General features: G+C 44.7%; 22 protein-coding genes. 4 read left to right on the plus strand and 18 right to left on the minus strand.

Annotated elements, in window-relative coordinates; translation table 11 throughout:
* The first annotated feature begins 118 nt into the window (after nt 1-118).
* Nucleotides 119-316, plus strand: coding sequence for a hypothetical protein (locus tag ACQCV8_RS09135; protein WP_426844301.1), 198 nt, complete (start codon nt 119-121; stop codon nt 314-316).
* 286 nt (nt 317-602) lie between these two features.
* On the opposite strand, the gene ACQCV8_RS09140 is transcribed toward ACQCV8_RS09135, so the two are convergent.
* The 4 genes from ACQCV8_RS09140 to ACQCV8_RS09155 form a co-directional block, all read right to left on the minus strand.
* Nucleotides 603-992 (minus strand): DUF1499 domain-containing protein, encoded by a 390-nt coding sequence (locus ACQCV8_RS09140; RefSeq protein ID WP_426844302.1) that lies wholly within the window; start codon nt 990-992, stop codon nt 603-605.
* A gap of 198 nt (nt 993-1190) precedes the next feature.
* A complete protein-coding gene (gene parC, locus ACQCV8_RS09145; protein ID WP_426844303.1) occupies nt 1191-3626 on the minus strand; it encodes a DNA topoisomerase IV subunit A in 2436 nt (811 codons plus the stop codon).
* Nucleotides 3627-3629: 3 nt separating this feature from the next.
* Entirely contained in the window at nt 3630-5594 is a 1965-nt protein-coding gene (parE, locus tag ACQCV8_RS09150; protein WP_426844304.1) for a DNA topoisomerase IV subunit B, read from the minus strand.
* A gap of 343 nt (nt 5595-5937) precedes the next feature.
* Nucleotides 5938-6348, minus strand: a complete 411-nt coding sequence (locus tag ACQCV8_RS09155; protein ID WP_426844305.1) for a CoA-binding protein — start codon at nt 6346-6348, stop codon at nt 5938-5940.
* 151 nt (nt 6349-6499) lie between these two features.
* On the opposite strand from ACQCV8_RS09155, the gene plsY reads away from it, so the two are divergent.
* Nucleotides 6500-7093 (plus strand): glycerol-3-phosphate 1-O-acyltransferase PlsY, encoded by a 594-nt coding sequence (plsY, locus tag ACQCV8_RS09160; protein ID WP_426844306.1) that lies wholly within the window; start codon nt 6500-6502, stop codon nt 7091-7093.
* Nucleotides 7094-7233: 140 nt separating this feature from the next.
* A complete protein-coding gene (locus tag ACQCV8_RS09165) occupies nt 7234-8358 on the plus strand; it encodes a CapA family protein (protein ID WP_426844307.1) in 1125 nt (374 codons plus the stop codon).
* A gap of 22 nt (nt 8359-8380) precedes the next feature.
* Here ACQCV8_RS09165 and ACQCV8_RS09170 read toward each other — a convergent pair whose 3' ends face one another.
* The 7 genes from ACQCV8_RS09170 to ACQCV8_RS09200 form a co-directional block, all read right to left on the minus strand.
* Nucleotides 8381-9013, minus strand: a complete 633-nt coding sequence (locus tag ACQCV8_RS09170; protein ID WP_426844308.1) for a response regulator — start codon at nt 9011-9013, stop codon at nt 8381-8383.
* A complete protein-coding gene (locus tag ACQCV8_RS09175; RefSeq protein ID WP_426844309.1) occupies nt 9010-10068 on the minus strand; it encodes a sensor histidine kinase in 1059 nt (352 codons plus the stop codon). The genes ACQCV8_RS09170 and ACQCV8_RS09175 overlap by 4 nt, the downstream gene beginning before the upstream one ends.
* Entirely contained in the window at nt 10065-10832 is a 768-nt protein-coding gene (gene liaF / locus ACQCV8_RS09180; protein ID WP_426844310.1) for a cell wall-active antibiotics response protein LiaF, read from the minus strand. Before liaF ends, ACQCV8_RS09175 begins: the two co-directional genes overlap by 4 nt.
* Before the next feature lie 34 nt (nt 10833-10866).
* Nucleotides 10867-11514 carry a PspA/IM30 family protein gene (locus ACQCV8_RS09185; RefSeq protein WP_426844311.1) on the minus strand — a complete coding sequence of 216 codons (648 nt, stop codon included), beginning with the start codon at nt 11512-11514 and terminating at the stop codon, nt 10867-10869.
* A gap of 18 nt (nt 11515-11532) precedes the next feature.
* Complete coding sequence (locus tag ACQCV8_RS09190) at nt 11533-11883, minus strand: flagellar basal body rod protein (protein ID WP_426844312.1); 351 nt, start codon at nt 11881-11883, stop codon at nt 11533-11535.
* 365 nt (nt 11884-12248) lie between these two features.
* Nucleotides 12249-12875 carry a class F sortase gene (locus ACQCV8_RS09195; RefSeq protein WP_426844313.1) on the minus strand — a complete coding sequence of 209 codons (627 nt, stop codon included), beginning with the start codon at nt 12873-12875 and terminating at the stop codon, nt 12249-12251.
* Complete coding sequence (locus ACQCV8_RS09200) at nt 12850-13644, minus strand: DUF4397 domain-containing protein (RefSeq protein ID WP_426844314.1); 795 nt, start codon at nt 13642-13644, stop codon at nt 12850-12852. The genes ACQCV8_RS09195 and ACQCV8_RS09200 overlap by 26 nt, the downstream gene beginning before the upstream one ends.
* Nucleotides 13645-13960: 316 nt before the next feature.
* Here ACQCV8_RS09200 and ACQCV8_RS09205 point away from each other — a divergent pair, with 316 nt between their 5' ends.
* Complete coding sequence (locus ACQCV8_RS09205; RefSeq protein WP_426844315.1) at nt 13961-14260, plus strand: HesB/YadR/YfhF family protein; 300 nt, start codon at nt 13961-13963, stop codon at nt 14258-14260.
* 127 nt (nt 14261-14387) lie between these two features.
* Here ACQCV8_RS09205 and ACQCV8_RS09210 read toward each other — a convergent pair whose 3' ends face one another.
* The 7 genes from ACQCV8_RS09210 to acnA form a co-directional block, all read right to left on the minus strand.
* Nucleotides 14388-14693: a hypothetical protein gene (locus ACQCV8_RS09210; RefSeq protein ID WP_426844316.1), complete on the minus strand. Its 306-nt coding sequence runs from the start codon at nt 14691-14693 to the stop codon at nt 14388-14390.
* Nucleotides 14693-15118, minus strand: coding sequence for an acyl-CoA thioesterase (locus tag ACQCV8_RS09215; protein ID WP_426844317.1), 426 nt, complete (start codon nt 15116-15118; stop codon nt 14693-14695). The genes ACQCV8_RS09210 and ACQCV8_RS09215 overlap by 1 nt, the downstream gene beginning before the upstream one ends.
* Before the next feature lie 198 nt (nt 15119-15316).
* Nucleotides 15317-15553 (minus strand): small acid-soluble spore protein Tlp, encoded by a 237-nt coding sequence (tlp, locus tag ACQCV8_RS09220; protein WP_426844318.1) that lies wholly within the window; start codon nt 15551-15553, stop codon nt 15317-15319.
* 25 nt (nt 15554-15578) lie between these two features.
* Nucleotides 15579-15722, minus strand: a complete 144-nt coding sequence (locus tag ACQCV8_RS09225) for an acid-soluble spore protein N (protein WP_426844319.1) — start codon at nt 15720-15722, stop codon at nt 15579-15581.
* 54 nt (nt 15723-15776) lie between these two features.
* Entirely contained in the window at nt 15777-15911 is a 135-nt protein-coding gene (locus ACQCV8_RS09230; RefSeq protein WP_426844589.1) for an FbpB family small basic protein, read from the minus strand.
* A gap of 70 nt (nt 15912-15981) precedes the next feature.
* Nucleotides 15982-16488: a TlpA family protein disulfide reductase gene (locus ACQCV8_RS09235; protein WP_426844320.1), complete on the minus strand. Its 507-nt coding sequence runs from the start codon at nt 16486-16488 to the stop codon at nt 15982-15984.
* A gap of 342 nt (nt 16489-16830) precedes the next feature.
* A complete protein-coding gene (acnA, locus tag ACQCV8_RS09240) occupies nt 16831-19557 on the minus strand; it encodes an aconitate hydratase AcnA (protein ID WP_426844321.1) in 2727 nt (908 codons plus the stop codon).
* Nucleotides 19558-19775: the final 218 nt, after the last annotated feature.

The following is a 19775-nucleotide window of genomic DNA, read 5'->3' on the forward strand; positions in this document are numbered from 1 at the left end:
TGTAAGGAAACCTATCATGAGACTTATATATTATACCAAAAGAATGCTTTTTGTATAAATTATTTTCTTTTCACCTCCTGGTACCCTTGCTAAACTAAGGATACAGGAGGTGTCGGATATGTTCAGGTATGTAACGGCAATTCTTTGGCTTTCCCTCTACGTGGTTCTTACTGCAAACAATCACGGCCATTACTGTGATCCTGCTTCGTCCGAAATGATTGAAGAGCCGGCTGTTCATGGAACTGAATGGCATCCATCAAACGGACTGGATGACTGGAAGCTGCACCCGTACATACCCTGGCACACTTCCCGCTAAAATTCCTCATCCTATTCTTAATAAGCGCAGGTGTGATTGAGTTTAGACGAAGAGGTTTGCTGAAGGTCTTCCTTTTGGCTGTTTTTTACCATTCCTCTTATTTTCGAGCATTCGAACACGAACCCTTCAAATTTAGGCTTTAGTTTATGCAAAGGGGGCGTACCGTATGTCCTGGTTAAGAGCAATCATGATTTCCGGTTTTTCACTTTCAGCTGTGACCCTGATGTATTATCATGGAACCGAAATCTTCCATGCGTTTGTGGATTATTTCTCAGATAAATAGAAACTACTGAGGGACAGCGCGCGAATTGTGCTGTTCTTCTTTTTTTACATAGCTTTGCAGAATGTGCTCCGCTCTTCGTTTGTTTACTCCAAAATCCGAATACCCGGTCCGGGAAGAAGATTTTATATGAATCTTCTTATTTTCAGAATCAAACCAGATTTCAACATCGTCTTTGAACTTAAACCATTTTGAAACAAAAACGCAGCGGATAAAGACCGAATCTTCTTCCTTAACAGTAACCCTTTTCATCGATTGCAGCAGTTCCTTCATAAGGTGCATGGCGGTCTGCTCTTCTTCAGAATAGCTCACTGGCTTAATGTGCTGAGGTTTTTCTTTGTTAAACGTAGAAACACAATTTCTTTTGTTTTTATCACAGGCATGGATCCGATTCACAGTTTCCCTCCTCTCAAAAGCCTTTCCCCATTTATTCCCTATACGGAAAGAAGGGAAACGCTTACTTTAAAAAAACGATCCGGTTTTCGGGCTAAAGTGCTCCTTACCCCTCATCCAAACTGTCTGCTTTTCTAGGTACCAGCTTTTTGAAAAAACATTAACAAAGAAAGAAAAGCCTGAAAAATCCAGGCTTTTTACTCAATTCTCAGAAATCCAGTCATTTGTCCAGACTTCTGATACACTGCCAGCTTCCTGCTCATCTACTGCAAAGGAGCCATTGCTGTAGCGGTCATTATTTCGATAGGAACTGGATCGGACCATTTCGATCTGGCCTTTTGCTGTCTTGATACACACCATTACATCCTTAGCTGTTACGAACGCCGCAGTCAGGCGGTGAGGGTTTTTCTTTAGTTCCCTGAGCATGATCAGGCCCCGCTTTGCTCTGGAGGAGCGGTCGAACTCAGCAGTTAAATCCATTCGTTTAACGGCTCCCCGATGGGTAACAATGAGCAGAGACGGGGCAGTGTTTTTAGCAAATACCTGGCCGCTGATGACATGATCACCAGGTTTCAGGCCGATTCCCTTAACTCCTGCTGCTCTCGCTCCAACAAGCCCGGCTTCCTCTTCACCGAACCATAATCCGTATCCGAGATGGGTCGTAAGAAAAAGGTCGGCTTGGCCGTCTGTCAGATGCAGATCCACTAATTCGTCATCATTTTTCAGGTTCAGGGCTACAAGCGGCTTGGAATACCGCTGTGCTTTATAAGCGGTAAGCTCAGTCCGCTTCACCATCCCGTTTTTCGTAATGAACAGCAAATAATGGTGCTCCGTAAACTCTTTCACGGGAATGGCTTTAATAATGGTTTCATCTCGTTCAATTGGGATGATGTTGGCAATATGCTGTCCAAGATCCTTCCATCGTATATCAGGAAGTGTGTGAACAGGACAGTACAAGTAGCTTCCTTTATTCGTAAACAGAAGCAAAACATCCTTTGTGTTCATCTCAAGCTGTGTGATCAGGCGGTCTTTTTCCTTCATGCCGAATTCCTGCCCGCTCGAAGCGGAAAACGACCGCTGGCTCGTCCTCTTAATATACCCATCCTTTGTGACGGTGACGATTACATCTTCTGAAGCGACCATTACTTCAAGGTTGATTTTTATTTCCTCAATCTCGGCCTCTATCAAAGAACGCCGGTCATCTAAGTAGGTTTTCTTTAATTTCTTCAAATCTGTTTTAATGACTCTAAACAGCGTCTTTTCGTCATTCAAAATAGCTTCGAGTTCCATTATTTTTTTATCCAGCTCTTCAGCCTCTTGCCTGAGCGCTGTGATATCCGTATTGGTGAGCCGGTAAAGCTGCAACGTAACAATGGCTTCAGCCTGGGGTTCTGTAAAATCAAAGGATGAAATAAGGTTTTCCTTCGCATTTCGTTTATCCGATGAGCTGCGGATAACGGCGATCACCTCATCCAGGATCGAAAGTGCCTTGATAAGGCCTTCAACGATGTGCTGGCGCTCTTTTGCCTTGCGAAGCTCATATATGGAACGGTTTGTAATAACTTCCCGCTGATGCGTAATGTAAGCATCCAAAATTCCAGTGAGCGTCATCAGGGTAGGTCTGCGGCCAGCGATTGCGACCATGTTAAAATTATATGGAATTTGAAGATCGCTGTTTTTGTAAAGGTAATGCAGAACGCCTTCCGCATTTGCGTCTTTTTTCAATTCAATGACGATGCGGAGTCCGGTACGGTCTGTTTCATCCCGCACCTCTGATATTCCTTCAACCTTGCGTTCAATCCTGAACTCATCCATCTTTTTCACAAGGTTTGCTTTGTTGACTTCAAATGGGATTTCTGTAATCACAATTTGCTGTCTTCCGCCTTTTACGGTTTCAATACCGGCTTTTCCGCGGATAATGATTTTTCCTCTTCCTGTTTCATACGCTTTTTTAATGCCCTCTAACCCTTGGATGATTCCGCCTGTCGGAAAATCAGGTCCTTTAATGACCTCCATCAGATCCTCTACAGTACATTCAGGATCATCGATGCGTTTAATTACAGCGTCAATGACCTCTCCAAGATGATGAGGCGGGATATCCGTTGCATACCCCGCTGAGATGCCGGTGGAACCATTAACGAGCAGGTTCGGGTATTTGGCGGGCAGTACAACCGGTTCTGCACTTGTGTCATCAAAGTTTGGAATAAATTCTACGGTTTCTTTGTCAATATCCCGAAGCAGTTCTGAAGCGATTGCGGAAAGGCGGGCTTCTGTATACCGCATGGCAGCAGGGGGGTCTCCGTCTACGCTGCCGTTGTTGCCGTGCATTTCCACCAGCAGATTCCGCACCTTCCAGTCCTGGCTCATCCTTACCATCGCTTCATACACAGACGAATCTCCGTGAGGATGATAATTCCCGATGACATTTCCGACCGTTTTGGCTGATTTTCTGAATCCTTTATCCTGGGTGTTTCCCTCTGCATACATGGCATAAAGGATTCGTCTTTGAACCGGCTTCAAACCGTCCCTGACATCAGGAAGCGCTCGGTCCTGTATAATGTATTTGCTGTAACGTCCGAAACGGTCGCCTAATACTTCTTCTAATGGCAAATCATGAAATTTTTCTGTAAGCGCCATAGATTAATCCTCCTCTGCGACCGACAAGTTTTCGTTTTCCAGAATGTTGCTTTCATCGTCAAGGCCAAATGCGACATTCCGCTCAATCCATTTTCTCCGCGGTTCTACTTTATCTCCCATAAGGGTGGTAACCCTGCGCTCAGCCCTCGCTGCATCATCAATCCTCACCCGGATCAGCGTGCGCGTTTCCGGATTCATGGTCGTCTCCCAGAGCTGATCTGCATTCATTTCACCAAGTCCCTTATAGCGCTGAATAATGGTCCCTCTTCCGACCCGCTTCTGAACCGTTTTGAGCTCTTCATCTGACCAGGCATATTCCGCCACTTCTTTTTTGCCGGTTCCTTTGCTCACTTTATAGAGTGGAGGAAGAGCGATAAAAACCTTGCCCGCCTCTATTAGCGGCTTCATGTACCGGTAAAAGAAGGTAAGGATCAGCACCTGGATATGGGCACCATCCGTATCGGCATCTGTCATGATGACGACTTTATCATAGTTGATATCTTCAACGAGGAACTCCGCCCCGACTCCGCCCCCGATGGCGTGGATGATGGTATTGATTTCTTCATTTTTAAAAATATCCTGAAGCTTCGCCTTTTCCGTATTAATGACCTTTCCCCTCAAGGGAAGCACAGCCTGGAATTTTCGGTCCCGGCCCTGTTTGGCAGAACCGCCGGCAGAATCCCCCTCCACCAAATACAGCTCATTACGCTGCGGGTTCCGGGATTGGGCAGGGGTCAGTTTTCCGCTGAGAGAGGTTTCCGAACGCTTTCTTTTTTTGCCGCTCCTTGCCTCTTCACGTGCTTTCCGGGCTGCTTCCCTGGCCTGATACGCCTTAATGGACTTTCTCACAAGCAAGGTGCTGATGTCCGGATTTTCTTCAAGGAAATAGGAAAGATTCTCAGAAATGATGGCATCTACCGCAGATCTTGCTTCACTCGTTCCAAGCTTTCCTTTTGTCTGTCCTTCAAATTGAAGGAGTTCCTCAGGGATGCGTACGGAAACGATTGCAGATAGGCCTTCGCGTATGTCCGAGCCTTCAAGGTTCTTATCCTTTTCCTTAAGAAGTCCGGCTTTTCTCGCGTACTCATTGAAAGCTCTGGTCATGGCTGTTTTTGCTCCAGCCTCGTGGGTGCCGCCGTCTTTTGTACGGACATTGTTTACAAAAGAAAGAATGTTTTCCGAATAGCCGTCATTAAACTGAAAAGCAAATTCGGCGTGAATGCCATTCTGTATGCCTTCAAAAGAAACAACCGGATTCAGGGAATCTTTCTCTTCATTCAGATATTCTACAAACGCCTCGATTCCGGTTTCATAGTAGTAGGTTTCTTCAAGCTGATCCCTCTCATCTTTTAGCCTGATTTTAAAGCCCTTGAGCAGGAATGCAGATTCCCTCAGCCTCTCACTAAGTGTTTCAAAGTTGTAAACGGTGGCGCTGAAAATAACCGGGTCCGGCTTAAAATGAATGGTCGTTCCGGTTCTGTTCGTTTTGCCCTTCCGTTCAAGTGTCGTGACAGGTTTTCCCCCATTTTCAAAGCGCTGCTCATAAATCGTCCCATCCCGGCAGATGGATACGACGAGCCATTCTGAGAGGGCATTCACAACAGACGCCCCAACTCCATGAAGGCCTCCGCTCGTCTTATATCCCCCCTGGCCGAATTTTCCTCCGGCGTGAAGAACCGTCAATATGATCTCAGGCGTTGGTTTGCCCATTTTATGCATCCCTGTAGGCATTCCACGCCCCTTATCTTTAACAGAAATGCTATTATCTTTGTGAATGGTCACTATGATTTCATCACCGAAACCTGCCAATGCCTCATCCACTGAGTTATCTACGATTTCATAGACCAAATGATGCAGTCCCCTGCTGTCTGTGCTGCCGATATACATCCCCGGTCTTTTTCTGACTGCCTCCAGTCCCTCCAGCACTTGTATGGCATCATCGTTGTAATCAAATTGCTGCTTTACCAAAGACTTGTACTCCTTTCAGCCATCCGCTTCCAATATCCCGAATGAGAACGTGCGTTTCTGTATTGTACCGCATGAATTCACCAAAATACAAGGCGCACCCTGAATGAAGGCGAACAAACGCTCCTTTCACTCCTTTTCAAACTAGAAAATTTTTCATGAAAAGGAATGTGTCCAAGCACTATTTTATCTTTTCCGCTGTATTTCGCAAACCTAAATTTGTAAGGAGGCTCGAATTTTCTATAAAAAGCGGCTTAAATCCTTTCATTTGAGGGTTTCAGGTGGGGACTCAAGAGGAGAAATGGCAGAGGGCCCGCTCATCATAATGGAGAGAGCCCTCTCCTCTCTACTTCGTTATGGCATGCTCTACTTTTATGCATCGGTCCATTATGACCGTGCAGCCTTTTTCTTTTAGCATCTCGAATGTGTCTTCATGGACAACGCCCAGCTGCGACCAAAAAATCTTGGCATCCGTCTTAAGGAAGTCTTCCGCAATTTCCGGCAGGAACTCGGATCTTCTGAAAACATTCACGATATCCACAGGTCCTTGTATGCTCATCAGATCTGGCACTGCCTTCACTCCCAGCGCCTCTTCAATCATTGGATTAACAGGGATAATCTCATACCCTGCTTCCTGCATAGCCTTGCTGACCATATAGGAAGTGCGGTCAGGATCGGCTGATAATCCTACTACAGCGATTCTCTTGTTCTCTTTTAGTATACGTCCGATTTCATTTCTTGAAGGATTCTTAATCATTTAACCTCACCCCTTTTCTTTATTGTATAGACGAACAGAGGATGAAAGCAAATTCAGAGTCTAAAAGATTTTTCATGTCAGCTAGTGGTACAGGACGTATCATGATAAACTATACATAATCTTAGCTGCATTTAAAGGAGTACGGACGTTCATGATTATAGCTGCCATTATTATTATTGCATATTTGCTTGGTTCCATTCCCTCCGGCCTCATTGTCGGCAAAGCAGGCTACGGAATTGATATACGGGAACATGGAAGCGGGAATCTGGGAGGAACCAATACCTTCAGGACCCTTGGCGTGAAGGCCGGATTGATTGTCACGATTTCTGATATTTTAAAAGGAACCGCCGCCGCCTCCGTCCCTCTCTGGTTCGGAAGTGATTTCCACCCGCTCCTCGCCGGAATTTTTGCCGTCATCGGACATATGTATCCAGTCTTTGCCAGGTTTAAAGGCGGAAAAGCTGTAGCAACCTCAGGCGGTGTCCTGCTGTTTTACGCACCTGTCCTTTTTATCACCATGCTGGCGTTTTTCTTTATTTTGCTGCTTGTAACCAAATATGTATCTCTTTCTTCCATGCTCTCTGGATTGTATGCGGTAGTATTTTCCGTCATTCTGGGGGATGTATGGCTTATAGCAGTAACCTGTGTGCTTACCGGATTTGTTATTTACCGCCACAGAGCCAATATCAGCAGGATTAAAAACGGGACAGAACCTAAGGTCCGTTTTGGCAAAAAAGCCGTTTAACACCGTTATGAGAAGTCAAAGATGCTGCCTTAGCCAACTATGGAGGCAGCTTTTTTCTGTCTTTTAATTTCCGCTGCTTTCCGATATGATAGAGAAGCATACATACATGCAAAATATGACATTAGATAAGGATCGGTATCATGAAAAAATCAATCATAACCGGCATCAGTCTTTTACTTATTCTGGCTGCTGTCAGCCCCATCGTGCTTAGACCTGATCAGCAGGACCCTGATTACTCCATCCAAGATATGCCGCTAAGCGGATATTCCCCCATTCATAAGCCCTTTCAATCCTCCGTAACCTTATCCGCAGCGGGAGACTTTCTAATTCATGGACCTGTATATAAGGATGCCGAAACCGGAAAAGACCAATATGATTTCCGGCCGATGCTTGAGGAAGTCCGCCCGTATTTTGAAAGCGCAGACCTGGCGTTCATTAATCAGGAGTCGATTTTAGGAGGTTCGTCAATCGGGCTCTCCTCCTATCCCTCTTTTAATACACCTCAGGAAGCAGGCGATGCACTGATTGAAGCTGGAATTGATATTGTGAGCATGGCCAACAATCATACACTCGACAGAGGCGAAAAAGCCATTTACAGCGCCATTGGTTACTATGAAGAAAACAATTTGCCCTACGTGGGGGCCTACAAGAACGAAAAGGATTCAGAAACCCACCGGGTTCTGAACAAAAATGGAATCAGATTCGGCTTTCTCGCCTACACGTACGGGACCAATGGCATTCAGATTCCTGAAGGAAAGCCCTTTTTAGTTAACTATATTGAACAGGAGAAGATACAAAAAGATATTCGGGAAATGAAGGCTTTATCTGACTGTGTCATTGTCAGCATGCATTGGGGAGCGGAATATCATCGATACCCTAATGAGGAGCAGAAACTTCTTGCAGCTCAATTAGCAGAGGATGGAGCCGATGTTATTATCGGCCATCACCCGCATGTCCTTCAGCCAATAGAGTGGATCACGAACAGCAAAGGAGAAAAAACCCTCGTCATTTATTCTTTAGGAAACTTTCTTTCCGGACAGGAAAGGGACTATAAAGACATAGGAGGGATTGTGCAGATCCCTTTTACAAAAAATTCGGATGGCGGGTCCGCAGAGGTCAGCATCGGAGAGCCGGACTTTATTCCGACTCTCGTAACAAACCGCAACAAAAAGGATTACCGCGTCCGTATTCTGAAAGATGTGGATCCGAAGCTGAACCAATCAATCCGCGAGCATGTTCTGTCACCGGCAGAAGATAAAAAATGAGCCCTTTAACCAGGCTCATTTTTTATTGGACCAGCTCGTTTTTAAAGGCATAAATAACAGCCTGAGTTCTGTCATGGACTTCCAGCTTACTTAAAATATTGCTGACATGAACTTTAACCGTCTTGATTGCAATGAAGAGCTCATCAGCCATTTCCTGATTGGATTTGCCCTGAGCCATTAACAGCAATATTTCCATTTCTCTGGCTGTCAGCTCATCGTGAAGTCTGACAGCTTTAGGCTGTCTCATTCTCTGCATCATTTTTCCGGTCACTTCCGGTTCCAGGACTGACTGGCCCCTGTGAGTCTCCCGGATGGCTCTTGCAATTTCGCTTGCTTTTGAAGTTTTCAGCATATAGCTTGATGCTCCGGCCTGAAGAGCCGGGTACACTTTCTCGTCATCAAGGAAGCTGGTCACAATAATGATTTTCGCTTCCGGCCATTTTTCAATAATCATCCGTGTTGCTTCAATCCCGTCCATTTCCTTCATCACAAGATCCATCAGGATGATGTCAGGCTTTAACTCCAAGGCCATGCTGCAGGCCTCGCCTCCATCCTCTGCTTCGCCGATGATTTCAATATCCGGCTGTGCATTTAAATAGGATGACACACCGATTCTTACCATTTCGTGATCATCTGCAAATAATACCCGTATCATTCCATTTCCCCTCCTGTTTCTGCTTCAGGCATTTCAGGCAGAGGGATTCTTACCTCAAGCCGGGTCCCCCTGTTAGGCAGACTGAGGATCTTTACAAGTCCTCCAAGCTCTGCAGCCCTTTCTCTAATGTTCTGCAGCCCGTATGAGCCGGCTTTCGTCTGATCGATCTTAAATCCGACTCCATCATCAGTTATCCGCAGGATTGCCAATTGTTCTCTTTTGATAAGAAGGACATCCAGCTGCTCTGCTTTCGCGTGTCTCAGGGTATTGGATACTGATTCCTGCAAGATACGGAACAGATGGTCCTCTACTCCCTTAGCCATTGTAAACGGCTCAAGCTTCCAATGGACCTCCAAAGGAACTTTATGTATCAGTTCAGACAGAAGTTCTTCAATGCCCTCTTTCAATGTTTTGCCTTTAAGAGCAGCCGGCCGAAGGTGAAGCAGCAGCGCCCTCATTTCCAGCTGGGACTGGTGGATCATTTGTTCAGTCAGCTTCATTTGCTTTGCTGCAGTTTCAGAATCGCCATTTCCTTCGTTGATTGCAGACATCAGCATAGAAGCTGCAAAGAGCTGCTGGCTTACTGAATCATGAAGTTCACGGGCCAGCCGCTGTCTTTCGAGGGAAACCATCGCCTGTACTTGTTTTTCATAATCCTCGGCTTTTTGATTTGCTGTTTTCTGAAAGAGTTTGATCTGCTCCGTTTGCTTTTTGCCCAGCCTGCTGAGGCGGCTCCAAATCTGTTTTACTTCGGGTGCTGCAGACAGATCGAAATGGACATCAGAATGCTTGCCGCTCTCGAGTTCCTGCAGATAGCTGTCCATCAATTTAAGCTGCTTTTTAAAGCCTGCACCTGAAAAAAGTCCATAAAGCAAACCAAGTCCCAAGCATATGAGCAGGGCAAATAAAATGAACGGCAGGTCTGCAACCTCTCTTTCCCATAAAATAGCCCAGTTAGCAGGAGGGAAGGCCATAAACCAAACACTGAAAAGTGCAGCAAAAATAAGAAAAGCCAAAATCATCCCGGAGAACAAACTTCGCACCAAAATGCTCATTTTCGTTTCACCTCAAGATCCCCTGCAAGCAGAGCGGTGCAGATTTTCACCTTTTCTTTTGCTTCTGTATAGCCTTCGGTCTCGATGAAGACCATTTTATTAACCGTTCTCGGTTCCTTGAAATGGAGCACGTTCACTGCTCCTGCACCGACGGAGTGCTTTAAAGAGATTTCCATGTCATAGGGAATAAAAATCTGAACATTTCCTATAAAACCACGGATAAAAATAACGGCTTCTCCTTTAGGCAGAACAGTATTGGTTAAATCTATGACTGTATCCCCTATCCCGGTTTGAATGGCAATGTCCTGCCATTCGTAAATGTCTTCCGGAGTTGCTTGATTGCCGAACAGAAAATTACCGATCAGCGGCTTATGAACAATAATGGTTTCAGGCGTTTCCTTCTCCAGCCTGACTTTCATTTGAGGATTAATCACAGACTTGTCTTTATGGCTTTTCACATATTGATAAATGGTATAGCCCAAAACGGCTAAAATAAGAAATTTAAAGGCCAGCGTATTTAAGAGGGTGAAAGAAAAGAAGATCACACCAAACCAGAAGATAAATTTGCCCCGGGTGCGCAGCATCTTTTTACGGCCGTAATAGATGCAGCCGATTGTAAGTAAAAGAAAAAAGACAGTTCCCCCATCATGAAACGTGAACTCAAGCAATAATAGGGCGATGCCGGTGAGCAGGAACAGATTGATGGTTTCGGTTGGCAGTTTAGAGAAAATGGCAATCGCCTCCTTATTGTGAAAAAGGCGCATAGCTGCGCCTTTTTAATTAGAATACCACGTTTATTCAGGATGGAGTATTGGTTTTTTCCAGCTCTAACCCTTTTTCAAGGGCCTCTGTTTTGGCATCAATCGTGCTTCTGTAATAATTGGTTTGGACCTGATATTCGAGACGGTCAATATAGCGCTCCATTTCGTCAAATCGGGCCTGGGATGCGTACGATCTCTCAGAAGAATGAAGAACAGTGTTCATTTTCGCCTGAGCCCGGGCTGTATTTTCTCTTCCCATCAGCTCAAGCCTTCTTAAATTCATGTCCTTCAGCTTGTGTTTCATTTCTTCATATTTTTGCTCCAGGTTTTCAAGCTGGCTTGAAGCCTCCTGGTTAGCAAAAGTGAGCCGCTGTTCCCGTTCCGTATATTGTTCATGTTCTTTTAAAGCAAATTGCATTAGTTCCCGTTCCCCCGCCCGTTCTGCCACTTCTGCCTGATGCTTTCGTTTAGCAGCCATCCTGCCTGCATCCTGAAGCTCCCTCTGAAATTCATCCTTAAGCTTATACTGTCTTTCCACAAGAGATCTTACGTTTTCCGTTTCTTTCTCGCATTCTCTTAAGTACTGATTGAGCATAGAAATTGGGTTCTTTTCTTCCTTATGATCAAGGATGGCGTGCAGATCTGCCGAAATGCTGTCTTTCATTCGTGTAAATAAATTTGACATTTTCCATTCAAGCCTTTCTTATTTGGATTTGGTTAAGTCTGCCCATTGGCGTTCAAAATTTTCAAATGGATCATCCGTTTTTGCTTTTGGATTCTGCTTCGTTTCTTTTAAGCTTCTCACAATTTTGATGAGAACATATAAGGCTGCCAGACCGAAGATTGCCGGTAAATTTGCGGCGGAAGCGCTCAATGCGATGAGCCCGACAATAGCCCAAAAAACTTTTTTCCCTGCTGAATCGGTTTTCATAAATCCTTTAAAGGCGAAATAAAGGATGACTGCACTTATGGCCAAGCCGATGATGTGTCCGGTGTTTGCCATTAAAATGATGGCTGCAGCCACTCCTGCCAGTACTAACCCTGTTTTCTTCATAAATTTCCTCCTCCCTTCATGTTTTTATCTTACCTTGCCGGTGTTTTTCTCATAATGAGCTCCGGCCATATTTTGCAGTAAGTCTCGAGGCTTATTCTGTAGTTTTATTCATTGTTCATTTTATTACGGGTTTAGGTTTAAAGTGATTATTTAGCACATAGTTTAATTTCATCATTTAAGTAAGCTGTGTTAGTTTCAGTGCGTTATGTATAGATTTATCATAGCCTGCCGCGAAGTATGAATACTCACCCGTTCCCGGTTAACGAAAAAAGCACCCAGAGGGTTGCTCTGAGTGCTTTTCACATTCGTTATTCTTCTGGCGGGCTGTTAGAAGCGGAGCCTCTGCTCCTGCTTCTTCACATCCGTTAAGCCGGCTCATCTTTCAGTACAGTATAAACAACGAGACGTTCTAGATGTGTTCTCTTCGACTGGTCATAAATTCCGGTACAGGTGATCAGGTTAAGGCCCTTCCGATCAGATGGTCCGAAAATCTGTTGAATTGGCGCGTCATCATAAGGATAGGCTTCTGCCTGTTCAACGATAAAAGTCAGCTTCGTCCCTTTTGCATCGGTTATAAGAACTTCATCCCCAGGCGTTAAACTGTTTAATTTAAAGAAGACTGCCGGACCTGTTTTATTGTCTACATGACCGGCAATGACAGCATTTCCGTAATCACCGGGCTTAGCTCCCTGCTTGTACCAAGCTGTATTCTCATCCTTTTCAGGAACACCCATTGAGCCGTCTTCAAGCAGTCCGGTTTTCTCTACAGCTGTAACGATTCCAAGCTTTGGTATTTCGATTGATTCCGGGACAATTCCCTCTTGTTCACTCTGAGACGGCTGGTCGGAAGCTGCCGCAAATTTCAAAGAAGCGGCAGGTTTCGGTTCGCTTTTCACTGGCGCAGTCAAATCTGCCGCTTCATCTCCAGCCGAACCGCACCCTGCAAGGATGCCTAGAAGCAGAACATTACTGAGCGCTTTTCTTTTTCCCATAAATCACTAAAGCTCCCAGTCCAGCTGCTGCTGCTGCAAACATAGCCCAAGGTGCTTGGCTTTCAGAGGCTCCGCCCATTCCTGTTTTCGGCATTTCTGAAGGCATCATCGGATCCTCTAATACGATGGCATCAAGAGCAGGATCGTTTTCAAGAAAACCTACAGCTAAAACGGTATACGTCATGTTTTCTTTAAGCTCTGTTCCTGAAAGATCCAATACCGCATCCATTGATCCGGCTGCTCTTACTTCAAGATCATAGCTTCCAGGGTCTACTTCCATATATTCTGTAACTCCCTTAAATTCAGCGCCCGGGAAAAGCACATCGCCGTCTTTTACCGCTACATCCACCGCAGGTGCATCAGGAGAGAAATGGCCTACACGGATTTTAGCTTTTCCTTCTGAAACCATCGTATCGTCATTCAGGACTTGCAGTTCAAGATTATCAAGGGTATTGACAGCAGCAGCCGTATACATTTTGCCGGCTTCTACTGTTAAATCAGCTGAAATAACTGGCTCTCCGTCTGCAACGGTTCCTGCTGCAAAGATTTCTACTTTATGTTCCCCAGCAGGTACAGCCATGAATTCAGTAGCAGCTTTAAACTCTGCTCCTTCTACTACAGTATTGCCATCTACCGTTACATCAACAGCTGGAGCATCCGGTGAAGCATGTACGATTCGAACCATAGCATCCTTTGATTCTGCCGCCATTGCAGCTGTTCCCATTAACGCAAATACCATTACGATTGCAAGCATAGCTAATTTTTTCATCCTGATTCTCTCCCTTTATTTTATTTTGAATGAGCTGATAATCTTGAACGGCCCTCCTATCTACACTTTATATACAAATCTTATACAATACCTATATGTAATGTCAAAAGACTACATGTTCTGACAGCACATTCAAATTTATTACTGTATTTGTATGGTTATTTAGAACATAGTTTAATCAAATAAATATAGATGCTTTTATGTACAAATTAGCCGTATTTTTCCCTTTCTGGCACGCTGTTTTCGGCTAATCATTCGCGTTTGCAGCCATTCATGGATTATAATGTAGGAATCAATGGATAAAGGAGGAGCTTGCATGAAAATCAAAGTAAAGGATCAGGCTGCCAAATGGTATCAGGAAGAATTGCGGCTGGAGACAGGAGACTCTGTCCGCTTTTTTGTGCGGTATGGGGGTGCAAGTAAAATCCAGAAGGGCTTTAGCCTTGGTATTGTAAAAGAAGAAAAGGAAGAAGCCGGGGTGTCTACCGAGGCTGAGGGGATTAAATTTTACGTCAATGAACAGGACCTTTGGTATTTCGATGGGAATGATTTGATTGTGGATTTTGACACAGAGCGTAATGAGCCTGTTTTTGATTATGAAGAGGGAACTGGTTGAACTGCGCGGCACATTATTTTCTCCCATCCTGAGATGATCAATGCTGCAGGACATAGAGCGGGCCAGGATTCCCTTCCGGCGGTCCCGGCCCGCTTGTCCTGTTTGAATCGGAATAATGCTTGAAAAATTAAGTATAAATCTTAAATTTTTGCATCGTCTTGTACATTTTATAGTGCATCAATACTTCGGACTGCTTAGCTCCCATTAAGTCAAAATGAGGAAAATCACTCCGGCTGTCAATCCATTGCTCCTGAAGTCCAAAGCCTTTTCCCCACTCAGCAAGCTTTCGGATATCGCTGCAGCCCGCTTTTGTAACTGATTTAGCTTCAGGAAACCGGTCATCTTGCCAAAAATGGGTAAGAAATGCAATTTCCCCCCTTGCAACAGCTTTCTTCCACTGCTGAAGGTCCTCTCTTTTAATGCCGAATGCCATTAGATCCCGCTTCCGGCAGCATTTCTGTAAGCTGCATCCCAATCGGGAAAGTGTTTTTTTATATTGATGGGTCTGAAAGTTTCTTTTTTCACACAGACATGTGAAGAGGAAGCCTTAATCGCCAATTCTCCATCCGGCGTGAACATTTCATATTCATAACTGACCCGGATGCCAGTGTATTCTTTCACCCTTGTATGAATTTCTGCCTTCTGGCCATATCTCAGCGGCTTTTTATATTCCACCTGTAAATCCACCACTGGCGACAGAATTCCATCCTCCTCCATTTTGGCATAGGAAAAACCGAGATCTTCAATTAGCCTCGTTCTGCCTATTTCCATCCAGACCAAATAGTTGGCATGATAAACGATTCCCATTTGGTCTGTCTCTGCATATCTTACATCCACTGCTGTTCTAGACGTAAACATCTCTTCTCTCCTAACTTTATTCTTTATGTATTCAGTTTTATATTTTATCACGGCTTAAAATGGCATACAAAACAGAAGCTTTAATGTGTTTATTTGGAACATAGTTTATTTAACATATGTACAGCACTCTATCGAAACAGAATCCATTCCAAGTACGAACAAAGCCAACGAAAAAAACCGGCAAAAGCCGGCTTACATTCATTCGGATTTATATCCATTTTCACGGGCATGTGCCTCATCCTGAATTTCGGATCTCATGGCAGCAATCGAATCTTCCCTGCGTTTGTTTTTCTCTTGAATTCTGTGTCGTTCTTCTTCGTTTGCAAGTCCCATTGACTCATGGGCCTTTTCAATGTTTTGAATGGTGTTCTGCACCATATCCTGCAATTTTTCCACATTATCTGAACGGTCATCCGGGTTGGACTTATATCCCATAGCTTTCACCCTCCAAAATTTCCGGCTATTCGCCTTTTGTTTGTATTACCTGTGCATGCTGGTTAGACTTATCCTGCATTTTCTTGCCTTTATTTCCGCCAAATCCCCTTGATTTTGTTCCAATATGATTAGGGGTAAAATGGCTTTGCTTGTCATTGGAATTGGTCATAAAACAGCCTCCTTCCGGTGTTTATTTTGTCCGGAAGGAGGCTGTTTCATGAATTTATTTTTCATTGTAACGCTGTTCTAATTTATCTTCAATTTTGCTTAAAAAGGCTTCATCCTTCAGCAATTCTTTTTTGTTTTCCATAACCAATTCTTCGAATGACAGCTTTTTGATTTTTCTCAAAAGCTTCACCTCCATATGTATTAGCGACAGTATCGCCCTGTCTGCAGATTTTTATACATAGGAAGGCGGGTATGGTTCGTTAAGAGTCAGCGAATTCCTCCAGGGTTCCGCGGTCCACCATGCCTCTCTGGACTTTTTGAATGATGCCTTCCTCGTCAAGAAAATACGTTGTTGGATAACTGAATACTTCGTACTGGCTCAGCACTTCTGAATTCACATCCATTAAAACAGGAAATTTCATCGCATGGCTGTCAACAAATGTTCTTACAGCCTCTTCACTTGCTTCAGAACCTGTGTAGTTGATTGCCAAAACAACAAGATCATCCGAATGCTTTGCGGAAATTTCTTTAAGTTCAGGTATTTCTTCCTTACATGGAGGGCACCACGTAGCCCAGAAATTAACAATCACTTTTTTCCCTTTATAATCGGCAAGGTGTGCTTCGTTCCCATTGATCAAAGGCAGGCTGAATTCAGGCGCTTTGTTCCCTTGATCAAGCCCGACCTCAGGTCCTTTTGGCCATAAAGCCTGCCAGGCAGCAGAGATGATCAGTACCGCTAATACAGCAATGGCTGCAATCCGTTTCATTATGGCTCTTCCCTTCTCCCGTAGTCTGTACTATATGTATGCAATAATTTTACTTTAAAACCATCTATAAGGACAGACCAGACAGAGAAAGAGGGTGTCCTGGAAGGCATTAGCTTCCGGACACCCTCTAGGATTTCTCACTTAAGCTGCAGACGCTTATTCTTCTTAAACCGGCCTGACCCTCTCCTATAATGCGAATGCCAACAAAAAAAAGAAATGAGAGCCGATTGATGCCTTGAGGGATATCCCCATTATATGCCCCAAGACCAGCAGATAAAAAAAGAGGCGACTCTCCGGCCGAAATAGTATTCGACCTCAAGAGTCAGCCCCTTCATACCCTGTTTATGCTTTTAATTTATCACGCAATACCATCGGCAGGATTCCGCCATGTCGGTAATAATCGATTTCGACTTCACTGTCAAAACGAACAAGCGCTTCAAACTCAATGGAACTGCCGTTTTCATCTGTTGCACGGACTTCTACAAAATCGCGCGGTTTAACAGATTCATCAATCGCCACTTCAAAAACTTCCTTGCCTGTCAATCCAAGAGATTCTGCACTGTCTCCTTCTTTGAACTGGAGAGGAAGCACACCCATAAGAACAAGATTGCTTCTATGGATCCGCTCGTAGCTTTCAGCAATCACGGTTTTGATTCCGAGAAGAGTCGTTCCTTTAGCTGCCCAGTCGCGGGAGCTGCCCATGCCGTAATCTTTTCCGCCGATCACCATAAGCCCTGTTCCATCCTGCTTGTATTTCATGCAAGCTTCATAAATGGATGTAACTTCGCCTGTCGGCCAATAGGTTGTAAATCCGCCTTCTGTGCCCGGTGCAATCTGATTGCGGATCCGGATGTTGGCAAAAGTTCCGCGCATCATTACCTCATGGTTACCGCGGCGGGAACCGTAGGAATTAAAGTCTTTTGGTGAAACCCCTTTTTCCTGCAGATAGCGTCCGGCAGGAGTATCCTTTCCAATCGAACCGGCTGGTGAAATGTGATCTGTCGTAACAGAATCTCCAAACTTCCCGACTATGCGAAGTCCTGTCAAAGGTTTGACGGTACCCGGCTCCGGAGACATACCTTCAAAGAATGTTGGCGCCTGAATGTATGTGGAATTTTCATCCCATACGTATTGTGCTTCATCTGTGGTCTCAATTTCATTCCAGCGGGCATTGTCATCAAACACGCGGTCATACTCTTTGCGGAAAAGCTCTGGAGTAACCGTTCTGGCCACAACCTCTTTGATTTCTTCTGAAGTAGGCCATATATCATGGAAAAATACATCCTTGCCATCTTTGTCTTTTCCGAATGAATCCTTTTTAAGGTCCACATCCACTGTTCCTGCCAGTGCATAAGCGACGACTAGCGGAGGAGATGCCAGATAGTTGCCCTTCACGAGCGGGTGGATACGGCCTTCAAAGTTCCGGTTTCCGGAGAGGACAGAAGTGATAAGCAAATCAGCGTCCGCTACTGCTTTTTCAATTTCTTCAGCAAGCGGGCCGGAGTTTCCAATGCATGTCGTACAGCCATAGCCGACTGTATTGAAGCCAAGCTGTTCAAGGTAAGGCATAAGACCTGAATTATTCAAATATCCGGTAACAACTTTTGATCCCGGTGCAAGAGATGTTTTGACATATGACGGCACTTGAAGGCCTTTTTCAACAGCTTTTTTCGCCACCAGGCCGGCACCGATCAATACATATGGGTTAGAGGTATTGGTACAGCTCGTTATCGCTGCAATCGCAATCGCACCTGTTTTCATCACAGTTTCCTCGCCGCTTGCGAGGGTTACCTGAACTTCTTTATTAAGGTCCTCCGCGTCCAGTCCGAAGCCCTGGTTTCCGAATGGAGCCGCCAGCTGGGAATGGAACGTTTCTTTCATTTCAGAAAGGGGAATCAGATCCTGCGGGCGCTTCGGTCCGGAAAGGTTCGCCTCAATACTGCCCAGATCAATTTCCACAACATCCGTAAAGATTGGATCCACTTTGTCCGGCGTATAGAAAAGATCGTTTTCCTTTGAATAAGCTTCTACGAGATCAATCTGATCCTCATCCCGTCCTGTTAGACGAAGATAATTCAGCGTTTCGCCATCAACAGGGAAGAATCCGCATGTCGCTCCGTATTCCGGTGCCATGTTCGCGATGGTTGCACGGTCTGCCAGAGGAAGCTCAGGCACACCCGGCCCATAGAACTCGACAAATTTTCCTACTACGCCTTTTTGGCGCAAAACCTGGGTTACTTTGAGGGCGAGATCAGTCGCAGTTGTACCCTGTGGCAATTTCCCCGTAAGTTTTACCCCGATTACCTCAGGCACTGGAAAATAAGAAGGCTGGCCAAGCATACCCGCTTCAGCTTCGATTCCGCCTACACCCCAGCCTAAAACACCGATTCCGTTAATCATCGTAGTATGGGAGTCTGTGCCGACCAGAGAATCCGGATACGCAATGGTTTCGGAATCCTTTTCTGCAGCATGCACAACATTTGCCAGATATTCAAGGTTTACCTGATGGACGATTCCGGTTGCTGGCGGTACCGCACGGTAGTTGTCAAAGGCTTTTTTAGCCCAGCTTAAAAATTTATATCTTTCCGCATTTCGCTGAAATTCCAGTTCCATGTTAAATTGCAGCGCATCTTCCGTTCCCGCTTTATCCACTTGTACGGAGTGGTCGATCACGAGGTCCACAGTAATTTCCGGATTAATTTTATCCGGATCCCCACCCATTTCAGCCATTGCTTTTCTTAACGAAGCCAAGTCCACCACGGCCGGAACGCCCGTAAAATCCTGAAGGATAACACGGGAAGGCTTAAAAGGCACATCAATATCTTTTTGCTCACTTGTGCCCCATTTGGCAAGGTTCTCAACGTGCTCTTTTTTAATTACATGTCCATCGACCTGTCTCAAAACAGATTCAAGAAGAACTTTAATGGAATACGGCAATTTAGTAACCTGGCCGATCCCTGCATCTTCAAGCGCTTTCAAAGAGTAGTAATGATACGTTTTCCCTCTTAAATCGAAGGATTTGCGAGCTTTAAAAACATCCTGATTATTCAATTGCTGCTGTTCTGCCATATGTTACTCCCCCTTAAAGAAAACTGTCGAAAGCGGCTTAAAACCGCCGCTGCAAACTTCACAATTCAATCTTAATACAACTTTATACATAAGTAAATATCAATGATGTTATTGATGATTATAAGGATATCTTATAGAAAAGAAAATTCTTTATTTTTCTAAAATATAAAAATTTGCCTGGATTGCACCTTCTGCATCAAATCAGCTTGCAGGGACAC

The sequence above is a fragment of the Metabacillus sp. 84 genome, assembly GCF_050107715.1.
Taxonomy (GTDB): Bacteria; Bacillota; Bacilli; order Bacillales; family Bacillaceae; genus Metabacillus_B.